The 23,408-nt window shown below is 44.3% G+C and carries 21 protein-coding genes, 1 tRNA gene and 1 other RNA gene; 8 read left to right on the top strand and 15 right to left on the bottom strand.

Annotation, left to right across the window (positions count from 1 at the left end; translation table 11 throughout):
• Positions 1-4 precede the first annotated feature (4 nt).
• The 3 genes from ACSX1A_RS09790 to ACSX1A_RS09780 all read left to right on the top strand — a co-directional run bounded on the left by ACSX1A_RS09790 (position 5) and on the right by ACSX1A_RS09780 (position 3,222).
• Complete coding sequence (locus ACSX1A_RS09790) at positions 5-970, top strand: PorP/SprF family type IX secretion system membrane protein (RefSeq protein WP_439883451.1); 966 nt, start codon at positions 5-7, stop codon at positions 968-970.
• Between the two features lie 519 nt (positions 971-1,489).
• Positions 1,490-2,671: a type I restriction enzyme HsdR N-terminal domain-containing protein gene (locus ACSX1A_RS09785; RefSeq protein ID WP_439883450.1), complete on the top strand. Its 1,182-nt coding sequence runs from the start codon at positions 1,490-1,492 to the stop codon at positions 2,669-2,671.
• Between the two features lie 272 nt (positions 2,672-2,943).
• Positions 2,944-3,222, top strand: coding sequence for a helix-turn-helix domain-containing protein (locus ACSX1A_RS09780; RefSeq protein ID WP_439883449.1), 279 nt, complete (start codon positions 2,944-2,946; stop codon positions 3,220-3,222).
• A gap of 649 nt (positions 3,223-3,871) precedes the next feature.
• Here the strand turns inward: ACSX1A_RS09780 and ACSX1A_RS09775 are convergent.
• The 3 genes from ACSX1A_RS09775 to ACSX1A_RS09765 form a co-directional block, all read right to left on the bottom strand.
• A complete protein-coding gene (locus tag ACSX1A_RS09775; RefSeq protein WP_439883448.1) occupies positions 3,872-5,113 on the bottom strand; it encodes an alpha/beta fold hydrolase in 1,242 nt (413 codons plus the stop codon).
• A gap of 316 nt (positions 5,114-5,429) precedes the next feature.
• A complete protein-coding gene (locus ACSX1A_RS09770; RefSeq protein ID WP_439883447.1) occupies positions 5,430-6,944 on the bottom strand; it encodes a serine hydrolase in 1,515 nt (504 codons plus the stop codon).
• A 100-nt stretch (positions 6,945-7,044) separates the two neighbouring features.
• Entirely contained in the window at positions 7,045-7,974 is a 930-nt protein-coding gene (locus ACSX1A_RS09765) for a GlxA family transcriptional regulator (protein ID WP_439883446.1), read from the bottom strand.
• A gap of 554 nt (positions 7,975-8,528) precedes the next feature.
• Here ACSX1A_RS09765 and ACSX1A_RS09760 point away from each other — a divergent pair.
• Positions 8,529-8,690 (top strand): hypothetical protein, encoded by a 162-nt coding sequence (locus ACSX1A_RS09760; RefSeq protein WP_439883445.1) that lies wholly within the window; start codon positions 8,529-8,531, stop codon positions 8,688-8,690.
• A gap of 398 nt (positions 8,691-9,088) precedes the next feature.
• On the opposite strand, the gene ACSX1A_RS09755 is transcribed toward ACSX1A_RS09760, so the two are convergent.
• Together ACSX1A_RS09755 and ACSX1A_RS09750 are read right to left on the bottom strand one after the other, a co-directional pair.
• Positions 9,089-9,247: an endonuclease/exonuclease/phosphatase family protein gene (locus tag ACSX1A_RS09755; RefSeq protein WP_439883444.1), complete on the bottom strand. Its 159-nt coding sequence runs from the start codon at positions 9,245-9,247 to the stop codon at positions 9,089-9,091.
• A 41-nt stretch (positions 9,248-9,288) separates the two neighbouring features.
• Complete coding sequence (locus ACSX1A_RS09750; RefSeq protein ID WP_439883443.1) at positions 9,289-10,077, bottom strand: SDR family NAD(P)-dependent oxidoreductase; 789 nt, start codon at positions 10,075-10,077, stop codon at positions 9,289-9,291.
• A 199-nt stretch (positions 10,078-10,276) separates the two neighbouring features.
• Here ACSX1A_RS09750 and ACSX1A_RS09745 point away from each other — a divergent pair, with 199 nt between their 5' ends.
• Positions 10,277-11,392 carry an NADH:flavin oxidoreductase gene (locus ACSX1A_RS09745; RefSeq protein WP_439883442.1) on the top strand — a complete coding sequence of 372 codons (1,116 nt, stop codon included), beginning with the start codon at positions 10,277-10,279 and terminating at the stop codon, positions 11,390-11,392.
• 417 nt (positions 11,393-11,809) lie between these two features.
• Here the strand turns inward: ACSX1A_RS09745 and ACSX1A_RS09740 are convergent, their stop codons facing one another.
• The 5 genes from ACSX1A_RS09740 to ACSX1A_RS09720 all read right to left on the bottom strand — a co-directional run bounded on the left by ACSX1A_RS09740 (position 11,810) and on the right by ACSX1A_RS09720 (position 16,628).
• Complete coding sequence (locus ACSX1A_RS09740) at positions 11,810-14,263, bottom strand: outer membrane beta-barrel protein (RefSeq protein ID WP_439883441.1); 2,454 nt, start codon at positions 14,261-14,263, stop codon at positions 11,810-11,812.
• A 118-nt stretch (positions 14,264-14,381) separates the two neighbouring features.
• The gene (locus ACSX1A_RS09735) at positions 14,382-14,813 is read right to left on the bottom strand and encodes a hypothetical protein (RefSeq protein ID WP_439883440.1); all 432 of its coding nucleotides are present in this window, start codon (positions 14,811-14,813) and stop codon (positions 14,382-14,384) included.
• Positions 14,814-14,859: 46 nt separating this feature from the next.
• Positions 14,860-15,315, bottom strand: a complete 456-nt coding sequence (locus ACSX1A_RS09730) for a hypothetical protein (protein WP_439883439.1) — start codon at positions 15,313-15,315, stop codon at positions 14,860-14,862.
• A complete protein-coding gene (locus ACSX1A_RS09725) occupies positions 15,312-15,905 on the bottom strand; it encodes an RNA polymerase sigma factor (protein ID WP_439883438.1) in 594 nt (197 codons plus the stop codon). The genes ACSX1A_RS09730 and ACSX1A_RS09725 overlap by 4 nt, the downstream gene beginning before the upstream one ends.
• A gap of 651 nt (positions 15,906-16,556) precedes the next feature.
• Positions 16,557-16,628: transfer RNA gene (locus ACSX1A_RS09720), tRNA-Glu, on the bottom strand.
• A 202-nt stretch (positions 16,629-16,830) separates the two neighbouring features.
• Between ACSX1A_RS09720 and ACSX1A_RS09715 the strand changes: the two genes are divergently transcribed.
• The 3 genes from ACSX1A_RS09715 to ACSX1A_RS09705 all read left to right on the top strand — a co-directional run bounded on the left by ACSX1A_RS09715 (position 16,831) and on the right by ACSX1A_RS09705 (position 18,408).
• Positions 16,831-17,106 carry a hypothetical protein gene (locus ACSX1A_RS09715; RefSeq protein ID WP_439883437.1) on the top strand — a complete coding sequence of 92 codons (276 nt, stop codon included), beginning with the start codon at positions 16,831-16,833 and terminating at the stop codon, positions 17,104-17,106.
• A gap of 69 nt (positions 17,107-17,175) precedes the next feature.
• Positions 17,176-17,520 carry a hypothetical protein gene (locus tag ACSX1A_RS09710; protein ID WP_439883436.1) on the top strand — a complete coding sequence of 115 codons (345 nt, stop codon included), beginning with the start codon at positions 17,176-17,178 and terminating at the stop codon, positions 17,518-17,520.
• A 171-nt stretch (positions 17,521-17,691) separates the two neighbouring features.
• The gene (locus tag ACSX1A_RS09705) at positions 17,692-18,408 is read left to right on the top strand and encodes an SIMPL domain-containing protein (RefSeq protein WP_439883435.1); all 717 of its coding nucleotides are present in this window, start codon (positions 17,692-17,694) and stop codon (positions 18,406-18,408) included.
• Positions 18,409-18,487: 79 nt separating this feature from the next.
• Here ACSX1A_RS09705 and ACSX1A_RS09700 read toward each other — a convergent pair whose 3' ends face one another.
• The 5 genes from ACSX1A_RS09700 to ACSX1A_RS09680 form a co-directional block, all read right to left on the bottom strand.
• Positions 18,488-19,480 carry a hypothetical protein gene (locus ACSX1A_RS09700; RefSeq protein WP_439883434.1) on the bottom strand — a complete coding sequence of 331 codons (993 nt, stop codon included), beginning with the start codon at positions 19,478-19,480 and terminating at the stop codon, positions 18,488-18,490.
• Between the two features lie 109 nt (positions 19,481-19,589).
• An RNA gene (gene rnpB, locus ACSX1A_RS09695) (RNase P RNA component class A) lies at positions 19,590-19,984 on the bottom strand.
• Between the two features lie 76 nt (positions 19,985-20,060).
• Positions 20,061-21,014 carry a DUF2027 domain-containing protein gene (locus tag ACSX1A_RS09690; protein ID WP_439883433.1) on the bottom strand — a complete coding sequence of 318 codons (954 nt, stop codon included), beginning with the start codon at positions 21,012-21,014 and terminating at the stop codon, positions 20,061-20,063.
• 100 nt (positions 21,015-21,114) lie between these two features.
• Positions 21,115-22,032 carry a DUF2279 domain-containing protein gene (locus tag ACSX1A_RS09685; protein WP_439883432.1) on the bottom strand — a complete coding sequence of 306 codons (918 nt, stop codon included), beginning with the start codon at positions 22,030-22,032 and terminating at the stop codon, positions 21,115-21,117.
• A gap of 59 nt (positions 22,033-22,091) precedes the next feature.
• Positions 22,092-23,390: a cryptochrome/photolyase family protein gene (locus ACSX1A_RS09680; protein WP_439883431.1), complete on the bottom strand. Its 1,299-nt coding sequence runs from the start codon at positions 23,388-23,390 to the stop codon at positions 22,092-22,094.
• Between the last annotated feature and the right edge of the window lie 18 nt (positions 23,391-23,408).

The following is a 23,408-nucleotide window of genomic DNA, read 5'->3' as shown; positions in this document are numbered from 1 at the left end:
CGAGATGAAAAGATACATAGTAGCAGTAGCATTGGTTTTGGCCGCTTGGGGGGCGCAGGCCCAGACGAGAAAGTACATCGCCCATTTCCCGCTGTTCCAGCAGTACTACAATCCCGCGCTGACGGGCTATGAGGGCTCGGTGGCAAAGACCTTCTACCGCAACCAGTGGGGAAGCATCGAGGGCGCACCAAGGACAGTCTTCGCCTCCGCGGAGCTGGACCTGGACGATTTGAGAAGCAACGGCCTTCAGCGTGAGCAGGGGCTGGGGGCAAGGCACGCGTTGGGCCTCTCTGTGCTGCACGATAGGTTCGGCCCCTTCACCGAGAGCCAAGTGTTCCTCTCTTACTCCTCCAGGGTGCGCCTGTCGGAGGGACTCAGCCTGCGCTGGGGCACGGCCGCCACTTACAGCTCCCAGAGCCTGGACGGCAGCAGGCTGACGGTGGACCAGGAGAACGACCCGCAGTACAGGGACGCGATGGGGCAGCGCAGTCGCAACAGCAAGCTGGACCTGAACCTGGGCCTTACCTTTACAGGGGAGGACTTCTACGTGGGCTATGCCATGCAGGACGTAGTGAAGGGGGAGATTCTCTCCGGTGGGGATGAATTTCTTCAAGACATGTACACTCGCAAGCACGTAGTGCAGGGCGGCTACCGCCGCGCGGTGACCGATGAGCTTGGGCTGGTGGCGCATGCGGTGTACCAATACGATGCCAGGCTGGAGTCGCTTGTGGAGGGGCAGCTGAAGGGTGTTTACCAGAACAGGCTCTGGCTGGGGGCGGGCTACCGCCACGACCTTGCCTTCTCGGCCAGCGCCGGTGTGCGGCTGAATCAGCTCAAGGTCGGCTACGCCTACGAGGTACCGACTGGAGAGGCCGGATCCATCAGGCTCAACACCAGCGAGGTTACCCTCACCTATAATCTATTCCCAGCCAGGTACACGAAGGATAGCGGAAAAGTTAGCATTTGGTAGCTTTTAACCTGCTATCACTGCTTGTAATTATACTTGTTAGAGTAGATAAATTAACAAGATTTAAAGCATATCAGCATAAAGCAGGAAAAAGTAACAAGGATAATTTTTACTGTTATTTTGGGAATAAAAAGCGGCTTAAACTACAGTTTGAGCCGCTTTTTATTTGTACTCTGTAGACCGATTGATGGTATTACTATATTATTTCCTAACCATTTTTAAACAATCAACTCCCTTTTGTTGGAAACTTTTTACTTCCATGGGGACAGCTTCAATAAGATTTACAAATGATTCTTTGGGCGTAATCACAAAAGAGCCTGATAAAGTAAAACAGCTAAATATTATTGAATCTTTATTATTATATATTGGTATAACAATAATTTGTTGCTGAAAAATATAAGATAATAGGTGTTCGTCTTGGCTCCGGCTGCACAAGGAGTCGTACGTCAATCAGTAGCCTTAACTTATCTCATCTACAATTAAAAGTATATCTAAATGACATTCAAGTTAGCTGACTACACCTTGAAAGAGTATACAAGGAATAACTGTAGAGCATTTTTGGATCCTATTCGGAATAAGCTTCTAATCGCAACGCCCGAGGAAGAAGTCAGGGTAAAGTTTTTGTATTTTCTGATAAACTATATCAGGTTTCCGAAAGACAAGCTTGATACAGAAGTACCACTTTCCTATTATGTTAAAGGGGCTATAGGGAGAACTGATATTCTTGGTTATCACTACTGTGAGGAGAACAAATATAACATCCCATTATTTCTTGTAGAATGTAAGGCTCCTGGCGTCCCAATAACAGAAAGGGTACTGAGTCAGGCCCTTGGTTATGATAGTGTTCTAAAGGTACAATGGATATTTCTCACTAATGGCGTTGAGACAGCGGCTTTTCAATTTAATCTTAGTGAAGAGAAGTTCAACCTTGTTAAAGGCTTTCCTACTTATGAGCAGATGCATAGCAGTGTGCTACTACCTTTGAATGATGAGCCTTCCGTTTATGACTATAAGAGACCAAAATTCGAAAATGTTCTGAGTGAAAAGAACAAAGAACAAGCAGCTTTTTTTGGATGGCTTGGCAAGGGTTCTCCAGTCATAAACCATGGCTATCTACTGAATTTGGCCGGCCTGTTATATGACCTGAATGATGCTATGGAGTTACCTATTTCCACACCTTGGTTTGAGATTTTGGAGGATGGCTACCGGTACACAACATTTGGCAACGCCGCCGGTGGGGGGTGGACCGGAGATTACAGGTATTTTTTGATAAGAGATCATCAGGGACAGAATCAAATCATCAGCTTAGGAATCATGGGTAAAGTTTTCGGGGATGAAAACCCAAAGTTCCCGAACTCAAACGGTCATACCACCTTGATCGTGGCAGTTGATGATTTCGAGAAGAGCCATAATTCACTCCAGATGGACCTTGATAAGTATGTTGTTCGAACGGCTGATTCTATTGAGCTGTGGCATGATGGTACAATAACCGCAGGTAAAAAAGGCAGGCTAAGAAACTCTGTTGTTATAGATTATATTAAGAAGAGAGATCATACCCTGCTTAAGAATGGAAAAATTTACCTAGGCAAGCTGCCTGCGAACAGAAATATCGTGTGGAAGGATGCGGAGCAGTTTATCATTAACTGTATAAAATATGGGCTGTTCAGGGATGAGGTAAGAAATAACTATTTCAGATCTTCCTAAGGAACATCTGAAATAGTTGTTGCTAAACCTGCAACACCATAAGAGAATGTAAGATCGGGGCAGGGGATCGGTAGTACTTTATAGTTGCTTAATATTTTATCGCGTCTTTACCCTCTTCCACAGCAACTTGTGAGAATAGATTACTGCTCATACAAAGTTGAAACTACAACCTAGAATGTTTATCGCCATCATCATAGTAACGCAAGGGAAGCATAATTAGGCAACTTGTAAGTGCCACTAATTATGAAAATGTTTAATGTATAAATAGACTTATGAAAGAAAAGAAAAACGAGCTACTCTTGTCAAAGGATATTGGAGACCTGCTAAGGCAAATACGAAATATAAAGCAAATGTCTCAGGCGCAGGTGGCAGGAACTTTTGGAAAACCACAAAGTTGGGTATCAAAAATGGAGGCAGGAGGGGAAACAACAAATATGACACTTAAAACATTAGAAATATTACTCAACGGTTTAGAGATCAAAGCTACGCTCCGGATAAAATTAAATGATCCCAAAGGCAATGAATATTTATTTGAGATGCCGATAGTTTGAGACAATTGAAAATCAATATAGCACAGTGAATCTGCTATTGTCGTTCCTGCTACCTTTGATTGGAGGAGTCAAGTAAGGCAGTTTTAGATATACTTTTACATACTACCAGAAGGCGGAGGGTCTTAGGGAGAGGCTGAACAAGATAAAGTAGCCCTTCTAGTTCGCCTTGGAGAGGGAAGCCATGGCCATATAGACTAAGGCTTCGGCGACTCCCCTAATCAGTCTGGGGTAGTGCGGTCCCTGGTAGGCAGACAGTACATTTATCAGGCTAGGTGGAAGAAGGAAGTAAAATAGATATGCTGCGATCCTTATGCAATAAGGAAACACATCTTATAATGCAAAATCGAAAAGGTTGGAAAAGAAGACTGTAACGTATGAGCAACGGGTTGTAAATTACTTTTTGTTACTTTTTTGTTACTCTGGAAAAGAAAAAGCGGCTTTAACTGTAGTTTAAGCCGCTTTTTGCTGTTTACTCTGTAGACCAAAGGATGGAATTATCGAACCATTTCCACCGAGATTTGACTTCTTTAGGAGAGTATTGGTCGCCAGGTAATAAAATGTAAAAGCTCCCTTGGTTTTAGTTTGCAGCTGAGGTAGCATCTGCTCTTAAGAAAAAAAAATTGCCGCCCTGTTGCTTGTTAAGCATACACTATCTAGTCTTTTTCAGTTGGCTAAGTTTTTCCAGATTGCTTTTGCTGGTTTTAAGCAAAGAAGCATCCTTGGCAGCCGTGGCCAGTTCAATGGCTTTGGTAAACTGCTCTTCAGCCTGCTTTAGCTTTCCCTGCTGCATCAAGGCCTCGCCGTAACTGTCGAAGGCATTGGCAGAGGCGGCATAGGTGAGGGTATTATACTTGAACACCAGCAGGGATACTGCCATGGTAGCCGGATTCTTGAGCTGCTGGTAGGCAATGGTATTGATGGTGCGCTCATCAAATCCTGATGCCTTCAGTCCATCGAAAACAATAGCCTGGGCTTTTGGCTCTTTTCGCTGTTTCAGGTACGCAGCTGCCTGCGCAAAGGCAGTTTCTAAGGCCGTTATTTTGGCTTGGTGCTCTTGCAGGCTCTTTTCCTTTTTGGCCGCTTGCACCACCTGGTTGATTGCCTGGATCACCAGTTCAGGCTCCTCGCGGTGGATATTGTGGCCGCTGGCAGCTGTTACCACATGCGCGCCGCTGGTGAACTGGCTGAAGAACGCGGCGTGCAGGTTGCGCCATACTGCCACGCCTTCCGGTTCGTGGAGAAACAACTCCGGATTTGCTCTTTGCTGCACCGAGGTGAGCACCACTGCCGGCACCTGCGGCAGTTTCCCGACAGCTGGAAGGGTGCCTGCTTCAAAGATATGGTTGATCAGCTCGTTTTCCTGCTTGAATCTATCCGGCACAAAGCCGTTTTGCAGTTCCACATCTTTTGCTGCTTTCATAGGATTTACTTTCTTGAGCTCCTGCAGCATTTTCTCATGTGCCGGATCGACAAAGACCAATCCTTTCACCTGCTCCGGGTGCGCCGCCGCATAGGCCCGGATGATAAAGGCCCCGTACGAGTGGCCGACCAAAATAAACGGCGGCTTCAGGTTTGCCTGCTCGATGAGTGTGCTTAAATCCTGCACCGCTGCCGCCAGGGTTTGCGGCCTGGGGTTTGGCTCAGACTTACCCGTTCCGGCCCTGGAATACAGCAGGACTTGATTGGTAGACATCACTTCTGAAGCGACGTTGCCCCATACTTTATAGTCCGAGCCAAAGCCTGACTCAAAGATGATGGTATAGTCGCCGGCTCCTGCCTGTATCATCTCCAGGGAGTGATCCCCGACGCTAATCATCTGTGTTTGCTGTGCCTGGGCAAACGCCATGTTTGCCAATAAAAAAAGTACCAAGAAAATTCTGTTGAGCATCATAGTTTTAGTTCGTTAGGTAAAGGTGAATTTAACAAGCAGGAAATAGAGACATTGCAGCAGGTTAACATTGAGCAGATGCTATACATGCTGACAAGGTTGCCTGAGGCAGTGATTTTGTTTTGCTGAGTGTGCGCAAGGGAAATGAGACAGATGGCAGTGGATAAGAGAGACTCCACAAATGCTGTTAGTAAAAGAAGAAGGTGAAACTACTTTTTGTTATAAGGGTGCTGTGGCTCAACGGAATGAATGATTATATAATTACTACCAGGGGGGATATATTTATAAGTAACCTATTCTACAATAGCCGCTCTAGGGATTACTCTCTTATAAACTCTATGGCTGATAACTCAGATTCGAATTGGATAGATAAGGAGCTGATTCTGCCTTCCCTGTCTTTCTTAAACTGCAGAGGTGGCATAGCCGTCCTGTAAGGATAAACTGTAGTCGTGGCTTGAAAAATATCCTGATCAGTAGATGTAGGTGCGACTTTTAATTTTTTCCTCCTAAAGTAGGTGTACAGAGAGTCTTCTTCCCAAAATATTCTTATTTTCCCGTATCCTGGATTTATATAACTGCCAGCAAACTCTTTAAGTTGTTGCGATGAAATTGCCGGTACTGATGCAATTTCTGTTCGAGTTGCCGGTGTTTTTGACATATGTTGTCCAGGTTCCTGATTTTTTAAATAAAGACCAACCCAATCTGTCTTTTTTACTTCCAGCAGCTTATCCACTAGGGTATTTCTAATCAATAAAGCTGGTTCGTAATCGGTTTGATTTGTAAGAACTACGATCCCTATTTTCTCATTAGGGAAGAATGCGACACTTGTCCTGAAGCCATCTACACTGCCACCATGCTCTACCCGGTAATGCCCTTTGTAGTCTGAAATAATCCAGCCGTAGCCATAGTTTGCCGAGTACATACCCGGAAATTCTTCATCAGGCAAATACCCTCTTGGCATCACTGCCTGCGGGCTTATGGCCTCCTTGACATATTGTTCCGGCAGAATTTGCTGTCCTTTATACTTCCCCATATTAAGCCAGGTCAGCAACCAGTTACCCATGTCATGGGCATTGCTGTTTATGCCTCCGGCCGGACTCATGGCCGCAAGGTCATAGTAGGCAACTTTTTCTACCTTGTTGCTGCTGGAGTTATAACCAAAAGACACATTCGCTTTTTCCTTTAAACCCTCTACGCCAAAGGTGGAGTTATGCATTTCCAAAGGCTTGAACAGTGCGTTTGTTACGTTTTCCTCCCAGGTTTTGCTGGTAAGTTTTTCTGTTATTGCACCCAGGATAAAGTATGAAAAGTTGCTGTAGTTCCACTTTGTCCTCAACGGAGCGGCTGGTTCGAGATACTCTATCCTTCTCAGCAAACTGTCTCTGTCGCTTACTGGGTTGCCTGACCAGGCCTTGTCATGGAGAGCCAGCCCGGTCCGCATACTCAGCAAGTCGTGAATGAGGACGCCGCTGTTCAATTGCTCGTTATAGAATTTTAACGTCGGGACGTACTTTGAAGGGCTTTCCTCAAAAGTGAGCAGCCCTTTTTCCCGAAGTTGGCCCACCAACGCAGCGGTGAATGCTTTGGTGGTGGAACCAATAGAAAACAAGGTGTTGGCATCTGCCTTGACTTTGTTCTCATAATCCCTGTAGCCAAAGCCTTGAGTATAAAGCACTTCCTCGCCTTCCACTATGGCAATAGCACAGCCTGGGGTATTGGTGGCTTCCAGAATTCTGCTTATTTGCCTTTCCAAACCCCGAAGGCGCGGATCATCTTGAGCATGAAGGGGGATACAGGTAAGTAACAATAAGAATAGAAGGGCGGTCTTTTTCATATAAGCGCTTTTTTATTGGCAAAGCTACCGCTTAAGAAAAAGCCATGGAAGGACAAGAAGGACCTGAATACGGACAAAATGTATCCAGGAGAAGAAAAGATTAGATTGGTCGAGGACTCTTCAAAGACTTTCGTAATTGACTCTCACTGCTGAAACCGCATTGTGCTGACACGTAGCCCAGTTTATGGCCAGCACTTAGCAAATGCTCCGCCTTTTCAATCCTTATTTTCTCCAGATAGGCGCCGATCGTTACGCCGGTTGTTTTCTTGAAAAGGCGCGTCAGATTTCGGGGGCTCATGTGGACATGGGCTGCAATGGTTTCGACTGGCAGTTTTTCGGAAGCGTGCTCAAAGATGTATTGCTGGGCCGTATAGATCCTGTCTTCCAGGTGGTTTTTATACTGCAAGAAGACGCTTAACTGGGGATCATCACTGCCCCTCCTAAGATAAACCACCGTTATTCTTGCTATTTCAAAGGCAAATCGCTGGCCATACAACCTTTCCAGTATAAACAGGGAAAGGTCGATTCCAGAGCTTACCCCAGCACTGGTAAAGACACCTCTGTCTTCTACAAACAGGCGGTTTCGCTTCAGCTCTGCCTCGGGGAATTTAGTGGCAAACCGGGAGAAATAATTCCAATGCGTCGTACAGGATTTATTGTTCAACAGACCAGCCTCTGCCAGCAGGAATGCTCCTGTACAGACAGAACATATGTTTGCACCTGCTGCAAACTGTACCCTTAACCACTGAAAGAAGTCCTGGCTTGACTCCAGGAAAACAGCGTTTGAAAACAGTGAGGAATCTATGCCTGGGATGAAGATATAATCTTCTTTGCTCAAAGAAAATGATTTGAACGGCGTCAATTTCGATAAAAATAAACCCGCAGCGCTTTCTATTTCAGCTGAATCATCAATCGAGGCAAAGCAAAGTTCAATTTCAGCACGTAGCACTTTGGCCTCGTAGAAAATATGAGCAGGACCAGTTATGTCGAGTAATTGAACTTGTGGGGGTACTATAAAGATAATCTTCATTCGCTATTCGAAATTCTCTGCACAATCTATAGAAAACTGTTTGTAATTTGATGGGCAAAGGTACGATGAAGTCTAGGCTATGACCTAACATCTAGTACATAATAGCTTAAAGTCTTCGCGGCTTATTAGTTACGTTTAGGATTAATTTAAATAAGTACGCTAGCTGAAGGCACAGGACTTGCCATGGTCTGTTCACAATTGTCTCTATTTAACAGGGGCTTTATGATGCTAAGTAGTAGGAGAGAGGCTGCTTTAGCGTATGAAGTGAAATAAAAAGCCCCTCATTTGCTGCTGAGAGGCTTTTTTTAGACTGAAGGATAGAATTATCGAACCATTTCCACAAGGATTTGGAGGCTATAGTAGCCAGTATTACCATAACTGAAGAATAACTTATTGAATTAGGTATCTCCTTTCATCACAAGTTTCGGGTTACCTATATCCCAATTAAGAAACTCCATTTTATTATCCCTACTGCAGCATGTAGTTTCTTTTTGTCGAAGCGTATAAATAAGATTAATATAGGGATTAGAATTGGAAGGAAATAAACTTAGGGCATGAGTACTAGAGCAAGAGACCAACAAAAGAAGCAGCGCCAGAAAGAGTTTAAGGAAAGGAAAGAGCATCAGGAGGCCCTTAAAAGCGCTTCGAAAAAAGTTAAAAGGAGTTTATCTGCAAATGAAGACGAAACAGATAGGATGCCCAAAAGCGAAGACTAATATAGCAACTCTACTTTTTAATACATTTTGAGGTGCTAAAATATCTTAAATGATACTTAAGTGTTCATTGTAGACAGAAGCTTATATTCACTATCTCTTTCAATCGGGAGTTTGAGAGAGATAGTGAAGCATAACAAGTTCTATTAGTTTGTGAGCTGTTGCTTCCAGATTACTGAAAAGTTCGATAAGTCTACCGAAGGGGATAGTTATCGAACCAAAAAAGCCGCTCCACATTATATGGAGAGCGGCTTTTGTACTATGGCCCGTAGGATGGAATTATCGAACCATTTCTACAGAGATTTGGCGATTTTGAATGGTTATCTGCAAGTGGAAGAATAGCGGATCTGTCTGTCCCGCTGAACAAAATCCCTGTTATATTTTTCATCACATTGCCTTATCTAATCAGTGGTGTCCTGTGACTCTTTTTCCGGAAACTTCTCCTGAGGCGCTTTCAGCTCCTGCAGGCACGCTACATCCGGAGCCGAACGTTTCAGCCAATCGAGGAGCACAGGCAAGCGGGCATTGATTCCGTTGACGTTGTAGGTGGCGATCTTCATCTACAAAGGAAGAGCGTGTTTCGTTTAACGCAGGCAGCCAGTCACATAGAACGATGTTGCTTTGTTCTCTCCCGCAGTGCTTCATAGTTGGCGGCGGCAAAGGCATCGATCTTTTCTGGCTCCAGGAAATTGGTTTTTATCTGCTCCTCACGCTCTTTTCCGCCTAGTATAACGTTGATCTCCCTGTTTAGCAGGCCATCCACAGAAGCCTTGGCCACTTCCTCGGGTGTGTCCATCTGTTCCACTAATGCAGTTTTCATCATGGCTGTGTCAGTGGCCGAAGGGTAGACGGTCATCACGTGGATCGGGTACTGGTGCAGCTCTCTCCGCATGGCGTCAGAGAACTGGCCCACGGCCGCCTTCGTGGCGGCGTACACGCTGTAGAACGGCATGGCGATGTACCCGTAGCCCGAGGACAAGTTCATGATGGCGCCTTCCTTGCTCTTCATCAGCAGCGGCAGGGCCTTCTTTGTCAGCAGTATCAGGCCTGTCACGTTGATGTTGATCTGGTTGATGATGTCCTCGTCACTCAGGTCGGATAACAGGCCGGCGCTTACCACCCCGGCGTTGTTGATAAGGATGTCCAACTCGCCCCAGGCCTCTGATACTGTAGAGATAGCTTTATCGAGGTCTTCTACTTTGGCCATATTGCCCTGAATGGTGAGAAAGTTAGCGCTGGAGAACTCTGACTTCAGCGCGTCTAGCGCCTCTTTCCTTCTGCCTACCACGGCAAAGTCCCGCACCCCCCGTTGCACCAACTCCTGAATGATAGATTTTCCTATTCCGGCACTGCCGCCGGTGATCAGCACTTTCTTATTTTTAAGGTCCATAGGTACACGCTTTGTTTTCTTAACATGAAACGTGACTAGGAGTCTGAAGTTTTACTGTCTGACAGACTTTTGACCCTTCCTGATTCCTTGTTTTCCAGAACCTTTTAAAGCTGTTTGCATATAACTTCTTAATAAATATGGCACAGTTTGCTTTCTTTAAGGCAGGTGTGGCGATAATCTAATTAAAAGAAACTTATAGATGAGTAACCAGGAAACAGAGAAACGAAAATATCCTTTGTTGTTTTCAGAGGGGAGACTGGGGAACCTAAAGCTCAGGAACCGCATCGGCCTCGCCCCCATGACGAGAACGTCGGCAGAAAGTAACGGGGTGCCCAATGAGACGATGGTGAAGTACTATACCCGTTATGCCAAGGGCGGCTTCGCACTCTTAATAACTGAGGGCACTTACCCTGACGAAAAGTTTAGCCAGGGGTATTTGAACCAGCCGGGGATAGCCAACGAAGAGCAGATAGCAGGATGGAATGGTATCATTCAAAGTGTGCATGAGGCAGGAGCAAAGATCATCTGCCAATTGATGCATGCCGGAGCCTTGTCCCAAGGCAACATCCACGCGGAAGAAAACATCGGCCCATCCGCTGTTCAGCCTAAAGGAGAAAAGCTGGGGTTTTATGGTGGTGAGGGTGCTTTTTCTATTCCGAGGGAAATGAGCAAAGATGATATTGCTGATGTGGTAAACGGATTTGCGCAGGCGGCAAAGAATGCAAAGGACGCGGGGTTTGACGGTATTGAGATCCACGGGGCTAACGGCTACATCCTTGATCAGTTTCTCACAGACTATACCAATCAACGGCAGGACGAGTACGGCGGCAACACGGAGAACAGAGTGAGACTACTCGTGGAGACAGCGCAGGCTTGCCGTAAGGCAGTAGGCAATGGCTTCCTGGTAGGAATAAGAATCTCCCAAGGTAAGGTTAACGACTACGCGCACAAGTGGTCTGGCGGCGAGGAGGATGCCCGTACTATATTTACTGCCTTGGGCAAAGCGGGTCTCGACTTCATCCACGTGACAGAGTACCATGCCGACCAGCCGGCTTTCAAGGAAGGAGGTCCCTCACCTGCCGCCCTGGCTAAGAAATATAGGGAGCTGCCGGTGGTGGTGAACGGAAACCTGAACACACCCGAGCAAGCTGAGGAGATGCTGCAGAGCGGGGAGGTGGATGTGGTTACACTCGGCAAGGCCGCACTTGCCAACAAAGACTGGGTCAACAAAGTAGCCGAAGGGAAGCTTTTGGAGGACTTTGACCCGAAGAGGTTTTTTGTGCCGGACGCGAAGGTGAAGGAGTTTGAGCTATAGTCACTTGTAGAAAGCTAAAGCCGCCGAATGAGAAGAGTTGCGCTTTAGTAAATTCAGTAATAGTTAATTTAACCGAATGGGATAAATATCAATGGAAAAAAGCCCCTCCATTTGACGTGGAGCGGCTTATTTACTATGTAGAACCAAAGGATAGAATTATCGAACCATTTCCACAGGGATTTGGCATCTTTAGAAGCAAATTTAACCTGTTCTGAAGCGACATAACAAAACAATAGCAGCATTATCTGCGGCACCTAAAGCCGTTCTTCGGATGGTTTTAAATAACTAATTTCCTTTCCGATGTATGTTTGCTGTCTCTGTATTGACATGTAAATATTGTTCTATTACACTGAATAATTCTTAACAGAAGCTTTGCCACTTAAAACATATAGAATTTTTCTTTGCCCATAAAAGAAACTAATCTTTTACTCTGCTGTTTTCCTCACCAGCCCCGGTCTGGTCATGTTTACGCTGACCGGCAACAGACTTTCCTAAGCGCATACTAAAGGTCAGCAGTGCAGCGCGTGAATCACTTAATGTACGGAAGCCGGCACTTGTCTGGTAGAGATTACCAATTGAACCTTTGTTAATGTTAGTATATAATAAGTCATTGATACTGAGTTTAAGTGTTGCCGCTGGTGAAAGGACCTTTGAAAAAGCTACGTTCAATCGCCCTCTAGCAGCAATTTCAAACTGAGCGTCAGTCTGTTTGCTCTGATATTTACCATCCGTCTGCATGCTCCACCCTTTATTAAGCTTAAATTGCAACATGGCCTGCCCAGAGAAGTTGGTACTGTGGTTATTCAAGGTCCCGGTGTAAAAGTCACTTTTCTGGCGAATCTGCCATATATCACCACTTAATTGCAACGAAAACCATGCAGTGGGCTCAAACCCTGCATCTATATTTAGATCGTATAGCTTAGTCCTGCCTATGTTTCCTGGTCGGTCGTAATAAGAGCCATTACGAATCTCAATGGTCTCGGTAACCCGATCGCGAATATCAATGTAATTTAGGGTCACAGCGATCCTATCTTTATACATATAACCAAACTCATAGTTTCCGGAATAAGAAGGCAGAAGGTATGGGTTACCGAGGTAAAAAGTGTATTTATCCAGCGGTAAAATAAAAGGGTTCAGATCCTGATAGTAGGGTCGCTCAATACGGCGTCCATAGGTCAGTTTTAGCTGGTGATCACCCAGTATATCCAGTTTATAGAGGAGATACAAGGTTGGAAATAAACTGGTGTAATTGCGGTTAAAGGCTGAATCCGGTTTCTGACCATTCCCCAGCTGGTGCCCTCGGGAATCTGTATTCTCCAGGCGAAATCCGGCCTGAACACTTAGACGACTAAAGTCTTTGTTCAGGTTCAGGTAACCTGCGTTGATGGCTTCTTTGTATAGGAAATGATTCGTCTTATTATAGTCAGGGATCGCGTTGTTTTCATTAATATTAAAGTAGTTTGCCTGGTTATCGGTGTTCGTATAACTACTCTTTGCACCTGACTCCAGCTTCCAGCTTTTGGTTAGTGGCTGACTGTAGTCTACTTTGGCAGAATAAATTTGAATTGTTGCAGGCAGGCTGCCCTTGAGCTCTTCCTTTGATACGTTTATACCCGACGTGTTATAGTTTTGATTAAGGAACAACTGGTTATTATCCGTAGCGAATGCCAGGTAATCCAGGTTGGCAGTGATTTCCGGCCCGTCTTTTTCGAAGGTATGCTTATAATTTACATTGGCGCTGCCATTCCTGAATTTCCCCTGTTCATAGTTTTGTGATATTACTGAAGAATCAAGCTGACCCGCTGCACTTAGCAATTGCCCCTTGCTATTGTTCCGGTTTTCAGGAGTACGGATCAGGCCATTGAACAAAATACCGATAGTAGTTTTTTCGGATGAATAGATGTCCATCCCCAATTTTGCATTGTAGGCATTACTTTTTCTTTGGATATAGGAGTTCTGGCTAAAGGCACCGGATGGTTTTCCGTTATTGTAAAAATACTGGCGGTTGATGTCTATATCGTTAAAACTGTTACTTAGGGTGTAAGCAAAGGTACCAAACATATTCACCTTGTCTCTACGGTAATTGAAATCCAGGCTGTTGTTGGACGTGGTGTACCGGCTTTGGCGTAAGCCAAGATTCATGCCCATGTTAAAGCCTTTGTCCCTGGTCTTTTTAGTTTTGATATTGATTATACCGGCAGTGCCTGCCGCATCATATTTGGCCGGTGGATTCGTCATCAGCTCGATTTGGGATAGCATGGATGAAGGCATTGAGCGAAGGTAGTTTTCCAAATCACTGCCCGAGAGGTAGGTTGGTTTATCATCGATGTAAATCGATACGCCTGTTTTCCCGTGCAGGCTGATCGCACCCCCCTGGCTAATATTTACCCCAGGTGCTTTTTCTAATACTTCCAGTGCTGTTGTCCCTGCAGTACTGATCTGAGCATCCACATTCACTACGGTTCGGTCTATCTGTTGCTCTAAAAAGGACTTTTTCGATGTGATTACCACTTCCTGCAATGCTTTTGAGGCCGGAAGTATAGTGATAGCTGTCATTTGAATATGCAGATGCTTCGCATCAATTTCAATTTGATCACTCTTGTAGGGCAGCTTACCAATGCAGGAGATGAAGATCTGGTAAGATCCTACTTTAATGCCTGTAAAGTTAAAGCTGCCATCGGTATTTACCAGCTCGTATTTTACAGCTACCGAATCAGTGCTTCGGCTAAGAGAAACGACGACGCCATCGGCTGGATGGCCGTTTTCGTCCGTAACTCTTCCGGTTATTTTGCCGCTTAGTGCTTGGGCATTTACAAAATTTAAGGCAAAGCAGAGCCCTATGGTCAAAAAGGCCATTACAAATTTAATCATAAGTATGGTGGTTAGTTTATGAAGAGAAAGGGATTAACTTTTAATCTTTATTCAGAACAGGGCATAGCAATTCCCTGCCCATAAAGTGCTATGATTTCAATGAAGAAAAAGACTGGTATTACTTACTTAGGCGACTAATCAGGAAGAAATGAGCCAGGAAGCCCAACGCTAAACAAAAGGCTATAACCATAAGGGCGTAGATGTCTGTCAGATGGAAATAGCCAATGACACCCAGACCGGAAGCGATACCACAGAGAGCGCAGAACCACTTAAGACTGTTTTTGTTCTGGTCTTTTCTGGTAGCCATCAACTCGGCCACAACCACTTCTGAAGTGCCTGTTTCAACGATTTTACGTTTAAGCCTACTATCCAGAAAAAGCTTGATCATGGTAAGGATGAAGCTTGTAACGATATAGATCATCAGAAGGATCACCACATTGCGAACGAACTCCTCGAAAGATGCCTTGTCGTTAAGCGGGGAAGATTGGCTTTGCGCCTGAGCACCTAAAGTTAGCGTTACTAGTAAAATTGAGGTGAATATCTTTTTCATGTCTTTTTTTCTGGATGTTTATACCTGATGAGACCGGCCGCCTTTATTAAAGTTGCAATGTTTTTTGGGTTAGTAAAGTATTCATCCGTTTCTGATGTTCTTTTAGCATTTCAAATCCTTGGAAAACGAGAATCACCGATGCTCCGGTAGCTGCGATTGCAAGCAAGATGCCTGATATACTTTTAACCACTTCAATCATAGAAGACCAGAAGAATACCGCTGATACAGCTACGAGCGAAAAGGAGAGTATGGAAATCAGTATGGCGGCCCAGGGAAAGGTGCTTTTGGGTACAGGTAATTGTTCCATGACCAGTGCTGAAAGGTCAAAATCAAAAGCGGGTTTAGGAGCATTGTGAATGCTTCTAAAGAGGAGCGCATAGTTATCAACTTTCGACTGGCAAACTGGGCAACCCTGTACATGAGCTTTCAATTCTTCAGGAATTTCTTTCGGCTCAGCAACATAAAGTTGTATCTCTGTTTCGGTCAGATGTGCTGTTATCATAACTCTTGCCTTTTATATTTTGATAAAATATTTTCTTTCAGCGTCTTTCTGGCCCTGAAGATGTAGTTTTTAACGGTACCCTCCGGTAGGGAAGTAATTTCGGCGATCTCCGCATAGCTCAGTTCTTCCTGGTGATATAAGGATACCAGCGTTCTGTAAAGCGGCTTGAGCCGGTCTATCTCTGAGTGCATAATGGCAGCCAGTTCTTTGCCGAATAGTATTTCTTCTGTACCATCTTTAGGATCTTCGCTGATATTGTCTTCAAACATTTCTCCGTCTTTTCTGAAATCCCCTGAGAGTACCAGTTTCTTTTTCTCTAAGTAATGAAGACAGGTATTGTAAGCAATCTGGCCGACCCAGGTAGACAATTTGGAGTTGAATTTAAAGCCAGGCAGGTTTTTGAAAACTTTCAAATAGACATCCTGGGCAATATCCTTGCGATCGCCGGGGCTGCTAATCATCTTAAAGGTCATTTGTGCAACCAATCCCTCTGTTTGCTTGATGAGCAAACCAAAAGCATTGCGATCGCCTCTCAAAACGGCTGTTACTAAGAGCCGATCAGCTAAATTGTTCTTGTCAGGGTGACTCATTGTTGATTAGACCGGTTCGTGCGCTCAAAGTTGCAACCTATCTCAACTGAATGTTGGTACTGGAAGAACTCTATTAGTTTTGCCTTTAAAAGTCAGTTTCCCAAATTTTCAATGTTTGCTACTTTACGCTCTAATCTATCCTCTGTGGTTAAAATAGGATATAAATTTGGTAAAAATCTAGACAACGACAATTATTTATATGTTGCTGTATTAACATGCCCAGTATAATAATTTTAAAGGGCTGACAGTTAAGTACAGAAAGGAATAGCAAAGTAAACTGTCAACTTTTTCAGGGCGAGGCACTATATTTTTCTCAACTTTTCGTCTCACAAATCCAAAGGTTTGTGAAAAATGAGACGAGTTTTTAAAGATTTATAAAGCGTTAAAAACCTATGGATCTTAGGTAATACCAGGCCCTAACATCTTCCTTGGTTTTAGAAACAGAAACCTGTAATCATCTTGAATGTTACAGTTGATCAAGGAATTTAATCTTCTGAGCGTCTGGTATAAATCCAATGAAGGGAAAGGTAAGATAAGTTGTACAAGGGGAGTGTAATAGACTTAGAGAAACATTTTGTTACTTTTCTGTTACTCTGAAAGCAAAAAACCCGCTTATTTGCTAAAATAAGCGGGTTTTGATGGGTTGCTATGTAGCCCGTAGGGGAATCGAACCCCTGTTACCAGAATGAAAATCTGGCGTCCTAACCCCTAGACGAACGGGCCGTTCTGTCTAATTGTGGTGCAAATATACTAGCTGTTTTTTTATCTGCAATAGGCAGGGTTTTATTTTTTCAGCACTTTGGCAAAAGGCATTGACTATCAATGGGAAATAATTTTTAGATATGTGCTTTGTTGCATATTTCAACCATAAGAAGCTTCTTGCGTTACACTATTCAGTATATTTTAAATAATAGAAGGTATAAAAATGAGCAGGAGATTAGTATATACTGGCGTTAAGCCAGAAGCTTTTAACCAGTTGAAAGGCCGTTTACAGCAAATGGGACTTTCTTTACAGTCAAACAGCGGTAGCTTCAACGAGAAGGGAGTTTCGGGTAAATATAAGTATGACCCTGAAGAGGAGACCCTGGATATCGATGAGTTAAAGGTTGGTTTCCCGGCAAGTATGATGTTAAGTGCAGATTCGCTGCAGCAACGTATGACAGAACTTGTCGTACAACATGGCGGCAGGTCGATGTCCTGATTTGGACCTTTTACTTCTATTGCCCCGTATAAATATTATCGTTCTAACACTAAGAAAAAACAAAGAACTATGGAAAACAATAACAACAGTAATAGCAACAACGACAATAAAAACAACAGCAATAGTAACAACAGCAACAATAAGAATCAGCAAAATAAAAGTGATGAGAACGTGCTGCAGGTTTTGCAACCACACGACATGTCAAGAACAGTAGAGTCTGCGATGCATGTTTTTCAGGGGCGACACGAGAAGCTTCCTGAACTGATGCAGGATGTGGGGAATATTATATTGAAAGCTACAAAGCGGTTCACGACCACACAGTTAATTCTGGCAGCTGGTGCGTTAACTATTGGTGCGGTTTTACTTGCGCGTTATACACAAGATGACGAATCATACAACTATGAACAAGGGTAAGTAAGCTCTATTCGTAGAATAAAAAAAGAACCCTGGTTGTGATGCCAGGGTTCTTTTTTTATACATTTTTAATCAGCCTGTAGGAATGGTACAACATTTGATAAGTTTAATATATAGTCAAACGCTATACATATTTGTTCAATGAAAGATCTAAACTAAAACTATTGAATTATGAAAAAAATGAAATTGATTTTCCTGCTGGCTCTTTTAATAGGGGCTGTTCAGGTGCAGGCGCAGCAGCAGCAGGTAATGCCTCCATTGGTGAATGTAACGGGTGTAGGAGAAGTAAAAGTAAAACCTACTGAGGTGGTGGTGAACCTGGGTGTTGAGACACGTGAAAAAACATTAGAGGCAGCAAGGACAGAAACAGACAAAAAAGCAGCCGCTATTATCAATTACCTCAAGAAGCAGGGTGTGGATGCCAGAGATATTCAGACTTCTTATGTAACACTTCGTCCGGTGTATAGTGGAGGAGAATACGGGAAAACTTCTCCTGATTTTTATATGGCCATGAAAACCATGACTGTTGTTGTGAAAAAACTGAATAAGTATGATGAAATTATTTCAGGACTATACCAAGTAGGCGCTAACCGTATAGATGGTATTAATTTTCAGGTGGCCGATATAGAGAAGTACCAGGTAGAAGCGCGTAAAAAGGCCGTGGAAAATGCAAAACAGCAGGCAACGTCTTTAACTTCGGAGCTTGGGGCTAAACTTGGCCGTGTGTATGCGATTAACAATACCATGTCTGGGGGAGGAGGTCCCAGACCGATGTATAAAGCTGCGATGATGGAATCAGTGGCTTATGACAGCGAAGGTGGGCCCTCAATTTCAGCGGGTGAACTGGTCATAAGCGCTACCGTGGATGTAAGCTTTATTATAGAATAAGTTTAGAACCTATCATACAGCAGCGGCGGCCAATCTTTTGGCCGCCGCTGCTGTATGATAGGTTTGCGTCTATATTAAGCTATCTGGTAAAGCTTTGCATAGACTTAAATGTGTTATCCTCGGTGAGTAAATAACTTATAGGCTTATTAGGCGCTTCTAGTATTTCATGTTCCCTGATCCCCCATGGTTTTAGCATCTCTTCCAGCATATGGGAATAGGCTGTCATCTCCCACGGATTAAATATCTCATTGGTAACATCATCAATCAGCGTGTCCAGTACCAGGTGATGGTCTTCAGGTTTTTGTGGACGGATGAAGTATTCAGGCACAACATTGAAAATGTAAGCAGCATAAAAAGCGCGAGCCTTAAATTCTGCCAATTGTACAGGATGTAACTTCTTTCCCTCGGTTGCCTGAGTCAATCTACCTAATGCTTTTCCAATGATCCCATTATCTAAAAGTGTACAGATAATGGCCACAGAACCAAGTTTAACGCTGAAAGCCATGGTAGTTAATTCATCCTGATATTCAAAAGGAAGGTCATCCTCCGCCGGATCTACCTCCAGAAATATAAGAGAACAAGGTAAGAAATCGGCAAATACCATGGGTACGCGCATCGACTGCAGCACCTGGAAGAAAGACCTGAATTTACCCAGCATTTTAGGGTCCTCGCTAACCGCATATTCAGGCATTACAAGAGGATCAGCTTCCTTGATCAGTTCATTAACCAACGTGCCGTAATACATTTTACCAATCCACTGGAAAAGCTTTTGACGATCCAGGGCCTGTAAACCTGCCATGCCCTTATCAGCTGCTTCAGCTATTTCTGCCTCAAGTGGCAAAACATAATGCGTATGGCAGCGGTCGCAGCAGGGTATCGTAAGTTGGCCGAATGTGGTAACGCTTTTATCGAGAAGCAGAAGCTCCTTATTCTGAAGGTTATACTTGTGCTGAAGCCATTCTCCAAAAACAGGAGTACGATGTTCGTTTGTAATATGAGTGCCGCATAAGAAACAGTTTGTATCTGTAAACTGCATGTTCTCAAACGGGTCGTATAAAGTTAAATCCAACATATTGCAAATTCGGAATTGAGCTGCAAAGATAAGGAAGACGGAAACGAGTTCCGAATTTGGAATCTTCGCTTTTAGACAGACTACTTAATGAAAAGGAGAGGGTATAAAAGTTAACAGCAAGCCTATAAGCCGGGTTCTGTCGCTACACTATAAGTGTGCGTCTTATCATTTATCTAGGCCTGTACTCACGCGCAGGCTCCATCGACCTACCCACTGACATCGGACGAGCAGCCCTTAGCCCCACCGAAGCAGGGCGCTGCCAGCCTATTTGGTCTTTCAACTCCTAAGGTTTACCCAGCCGGACTGGTCACCCAGCCGCTGGTGCGCTCTTACCGCACCTTTTCACCCTTACCTGCATTGCTGCCGGCGGTTATTTTCTGTGGCACTGGCTGTATCTTTTCAGTTGCCCGAAAAGACCCTTCCCGTTAGGAAGTAGGATGCTCTGCGTTGCCCGGACTTTCCTCCCTCCTGATCACTCAGGACGGCGATAAGACGGCTTGCTGTTAATTTTTATGCAGTAAAGGTAACAATTTATTGTCACCCAAAATTCAATCAGGATCTAAGATTTACGGAACCTTGGCTACTTCAATTTAACCAACGTAGCTCCATAGCCAAATTTCTCCTTTTTGGCGTCTTCAAAGTATTTGATCCCTGGTGTGCGGCTTAATGCTTTCTGTATCTCTTTCCGAAGAATTCCGTTTCCGGCCCCGTGTATAAATACGATTTCATGCATGTTAGCAGCCATTGCCCTGTCTAAAGCATCCTGGAACTTCTCCAGCTGCAGCTTCAGAATGGCACTGTTGCTCATGCCTGTATGGTCTTCAATTAGTTTTTCGATGTGCAGGTCGATCTCATGTTCCGGTGCCTGTAACTTAAAGCTCTCATGCTGTGTGGTGGCATTGATAAGCTGCTCGGCAATTTTATCGGTGTTAACGGCAACAGGCTTCTGATCCAGCTGAAACAGGTAGGCTTCTTTGTTAAGCACGGGGGCCATTTTCTTGCTCTTGTAAAATGAGTTAGCCCTGAACTGTACCCGCTTCGTTACAGGTTCAAAAAGGGTGGCACTGCCATTGCGGTGCTGTATGAACTGGATCAGCAGGCTGGGCCATTTTTCAAAATCTTTCAGATGATAATGGGTAATAACGCGGGTTGTTTTGGGAGCTAATTTATCGTTCTGCAATCCGCGGTATTTGTTGTCGCGGTCTTCGCCAGATGTAAACAGCACATCAAAGTCCGTATTGTTTACCATAGTTACAGCCAGCAGTTCTTCTGATTGGTGTGCAAGTGCCAGGTAAATTCCCTGCGCCGCCAACACAGGGGCAACAGGCTCCTGCCGTTTTGATGGCTGGATTGATGTATCATCCTGTTTTAAGAACTTAGCTTCTTCAGGCGCAATTACCACTACTTCGCGTCGTGCCACGGGTATGGTAAAATCGTTATCAATGGCAACTTCAACTATATTGTTTTCTAGTATGCGGGTAATGATGCCTTCCTCTCGTCCGGACATTAAACGCACTCTGTCTCCTACATTCATGCAAATTTTATTTAGATGACTTTATCCCTGTAGCAATTTACCATGCCTGCTTCAGCAACTTGATTTATTAGTAAAGATACGAGGGTTAGGGCGAAAAGCCTTAAAAGTATAAGGGGTGTAGTTTCAATCCGTCTTTCCGGTTGTATTCCAGGGCTGGAGCAGGTACTTTAACAATGCTTAGCACATACAATGCCGTATTCCATACTTTGCTGCGTCCTTTAAAGTGCATCAGGTTCAGGTCCGGGCTTATATAAAACTGGCGGTGTGCGTCCAGGCCTAAAGCCTGGTTGCCACTGGCGCTGTTATAGACCATCTCCTGTGCCCCGTAACCTACAGCTACATTAAGCCATTTAGGGTATTTCGTTGACTCTGGTAAAAAAGCGCCTACATTTACTGAAAACCAATAGGTTTGCCCATTGTAATCTTTTAGTGCCTTCTCGCTTAAGTTGCTGCCAAGCACGTTAGGACGCATATCAGCGTAAGGTGTTGTATGGAAAGAATACTTTGGCATGATCCGGATCTCATTCCAGGCCAACTCCTGAGCAATTACCGTAGCAGAGCCTGTAGCGTTAGCGATAAGGTCACCAACGGATGCACCATAATTTCCTTGATATCCATCAAAAACTTCGATTGGAGTTTGTAGTACTGCACCAAGCAGGCCACCATAAAGTATAGCTTTTTTGTCAGGCACTCCCGCCCAGCGAAGCATGTCGATACCTGCTCTGCTTTCATGGAAAGCTCCCCAGTAATGCCCCGCTTTATCCATCTGCTTCCATTCACTGTTATCGTTAAAGAAGTGAAAGTCTGTGCGTTCTTCTTTCGAGTACCAGGCTTGATTCAATGAGATCATCAGCGCAGAGTACCCTACAGCAAAGGTGCTGCTTAAGGCAAACAATTTTTTTTTGTTAACCTGAGTTATAGTGGTCTCCGTTGTATCGGGCAAAATTTGTTGTGCTTTACTAACAGTAGGCAAGCAAAGAACCGGGAAACCAAGTATAAGTATAATTCGTCGGAGCATCGTGCCAAAGATACACAGGATTTGGGAAGTAGTACCCGGAATTCTGCAAACACAATTAGCTAGCCAATTACAGCAATAGATTTTTTATAGGCAGTTATGGCCCTCTCGCGCGCTTCATTGTGATCTACCATTGGCTTAGGATAGGCTGTGGTACCGAACTCAGGTACCCATCGCTTGATGTAAACATGATCTTTGTCAAACTTTTTGATCTGGCTGTCGGGGTTAAATACGCGGAAGTATGGTTGTGCATCTGCCCCTGTTCCTGCGGCCCATTGCCAGTTGCCCACGTTACTGGACATTTCATAATCCAGTAGCTTTTCAGCAAAGTAAGCTTCTCCCCAGCGCCAGTCTATCAGCAGATCTTTGATCAGGAAACTAGCAACAACCATACGTACCCGGTTGTGCATAAAGCCTGTTTCGTTCAATTCACGCATGCCTGCATCCACAAGTGGAAAGCCGGTTTTGCCTTCGCACCAGCGCTTAAATTCAGCTTCGTCGTTTCGCCATTCTATTTGCCTGAACTTTGGGTAAAAACTGTCTTTGGCCGACGCTGGATAATGAAAAAGCAACTGCATGAAAAACTCCCGCCATATAAGCTCCTGCAACCATGTGCCGTTATGCTTTAAAGCCAATTTTACAGCTTCCCTTATACTTGTTGTGCCAAAGCGCAAGTGTGGACTAAGATGGCTGGTTGCGTCTAGCGCCGGCAGGTTTCGGGTTTCATCATATCGCTTTAGGGTGGCAGCAGAAAGGTCGGGTTTTGGTACCTGAAGGTCTGATTTTTTAAAGCCGATCTCTTTGAATGAAAGTACCTGTGTTTTTTTGTGTTGGTAAAGCTGGTCAAAGTGTTTTTCACTTTCACATGGCTCAGCCATGGAATTTTTAAAAGCTTTAAGCCAGGTGTTTTTATAGGGCGTGTATACTTTGTAAGGAGTATCTCCCTGTGTCATGATCTCATTGCGTTCAAAGATCACCTGGTCCTTGAAGGAGGTATATGCCAACCCCAGTGCCTGCATTTTCTCATATATCTGCTTATCACGTTCCCTTGCGTATGGCTCATAATCTCGATTCGTATAGATCCCATCTAAATCATACTCCTTTGTTAATTGCTCAATAACTTCAACAGGCTTTCCAAACTTTACTAGCAAAGTGCTTCCAAGCGCTTGCAGCTTCTGGTGCATCTCGGTAACGGAGTCATGTATAAATGTAATGCGCGCATCCGCTTTATCTTCGAGGTAAGCTAAAATATCGGTATCAAAAATAAAAAGTGGCAATACTTTCTTGCCACTGGTCAGGGCATGGTAGAAACCAGCATTATCATGTAGCCGCAGGTCACGGCGAAACCAGAAAAGGAGCATTATAAATGTGTTATGTTG

Origin of the sequence: Pontibacter sp. MBLB2868 (assembly GCF_051904785.1) — a bacterium.
GTDB lineage: Bacteria > Bacteroidota > Bacteroidia > Cytophagales > Hymenobacteraceae > Pontibacter.
The sequence above is the reverse complement of the archived record's forward strand: the minus strand, read 5'-3'. Positions and strand labels throughout refer to the sequence as shown.

What these genes read in the sequence shown, in the direction of transcription:
- ACSX1A_RS09730 (WP_439883439.1), bottom strand. Translation starts at nt 15,315, where the DNA reads ATGATAACAGCACATCTGACCGAAACAGAGATACAACTTTATGTTGCT.
- ACSX1A_RS09715 (WP_439883437.1), top strand. Translation starts at nt 16,831, where the DNA reads ATGAGCAGGAGATTAGTATATACTGGCGTTAAGCCAGAAGCTTTTAAC.
- ACSX1A_RS09680 (WP_439883431.1), bottom strand. Translation starts at nt 23,390, where the DNA reads ATGCTCCTTTTCTGGTTTCGCCGTGACCTGCGGCTACATGATAATGCT.
- ACSX1A_RS09755 (WP_439883444.1), bottom strand. Translation starts at nt 9,247, where the DNA reads ATGAAGATCGCCACCTACAACGTCAACGGAATCAATGCCCGCTTGCCT.
- ACSX1A_RS09765 (WP_439883446.1), bottom strand. Translation starts at nt 7,974, where the DNA reads ATGAAGATTATCTTTATAGTACCCCCACAAGTTCAATTACTCGACATA.
- ACSX1A_RS09740 (WP_439883441.1), bottom strand. Translation starts at nt 14,263, where the DNA reads ATGATTAAATTTGTAATGGCCTTTTTGACCATAGGGCTCTGCTTTGCC.
- ACSX1A_RS09710 (WP_439883436.1), top strand. Translation starts at nt 17,176, where the DNA reads ATGGAAAACAATAACAACAGTAATAGCAACAACGACAATAAAAACAAC.
- ACSX1A_RS09725 (WP_439883438.1), bottom strand. Translation starts at nt 15,905, where the DNA reads ATGAGTCACCCTGACAAGAACAATTTAGCTGATCGGCTCTTAGTAACA.
- ACSX1A_RS09775 (WP_439883448.1), bottom strand. Translation starts at nt 5,113, where the DNA reads ATGATGCTCAACAGAATTTTCTTGGTACTTTTTTTATTGGCAAACATG.
- ACSX1A_RS09750 (WP_439883443.1), bottom strand. Translation starts at nt 10,077, where the DNA reads ATGGACCTTAAAAATAAGAAAGTGCTGATCACCGGCGGCAGTGCCGGA.
- ACSX1A_RS09690 (WP_439883433.1), bottom strand. Translation starts at nt 21,014, where the DNA reads ATGAATGTAGGAGACAGAGTGCGTTTAATGTCCGGACGAGAGGAAGGC.
- ACSX1A_RS09770 (WP_439883447.1), bottom strand. Translation starts at nt 6,944, where the DNA reads ATGAAAAAGACCGCCCTTCTATTCTTATTGTTACTTACCTGTATCCCC.
- ACSX1A_RS09790 (WP_439883451.1), top strand. Translation starts at nt 5, where the DNA reads ATGAAAAGATACATAGTAGCAGTAGCATTGGTTTTGGCCGCTTGGGGG.
- ACSX1A_RS09745 (WP_439883442.1), top strand. Translation starts at nt 10,277, where the DNA reads ATGAGTAACCAGGAAACAGAGAAACGAAAATATCCTTTGTTGTTTTCA.
- ACSX1A_RS09735 (WP_439883440.1), bottom strand. Translation starts at nt 14,813, where the DNA reads ATGAAAAAGATATTCACCTCAATTTTACTAGTAACGCTAACTTTAGGT.
- ACSX1A_RS09685 (WP_439883432.1), bottom strand. Translation starts at nt 22,032, where the DNA reads ATGCTCCGACGAATTATACTTATACTTGGTTTCCCGGTTCTTTGCTTG.
- ACSX1A_RS09780 (WP_439883449.1), top strand. Translation starts at nt 2,944, where the DNA reads ATGAAAGAAAAGAAAAACGAGCTACTCTTGTCAAAGGATATTGGAGAC.
- ACSX1A_RS09705 (WP_439883435.1), top strand. Translation starts at nt 17,692, where the DNA reads ATGAAAAAAATGAAATTGATTTTCCTGCTGGCTCTTTTAATAGGGGCT.
- ACSX1A_RS09700 (WP_439883434.1), bottom strand. Translation starts at nt 19,480, where the DNA reads ATGTTGGATTTAACTTTATACGACCCGTTTGAGAACATGCAGTTTACA.
- ACSX1A_RS09760 (WP_439883445.1), top strand. Translation starts at nt 8,529, where the DNA reads ATGAGTACTAGAGCAAGAGACCAACAAAAGAAGCAGCGCCAGAAAGAG.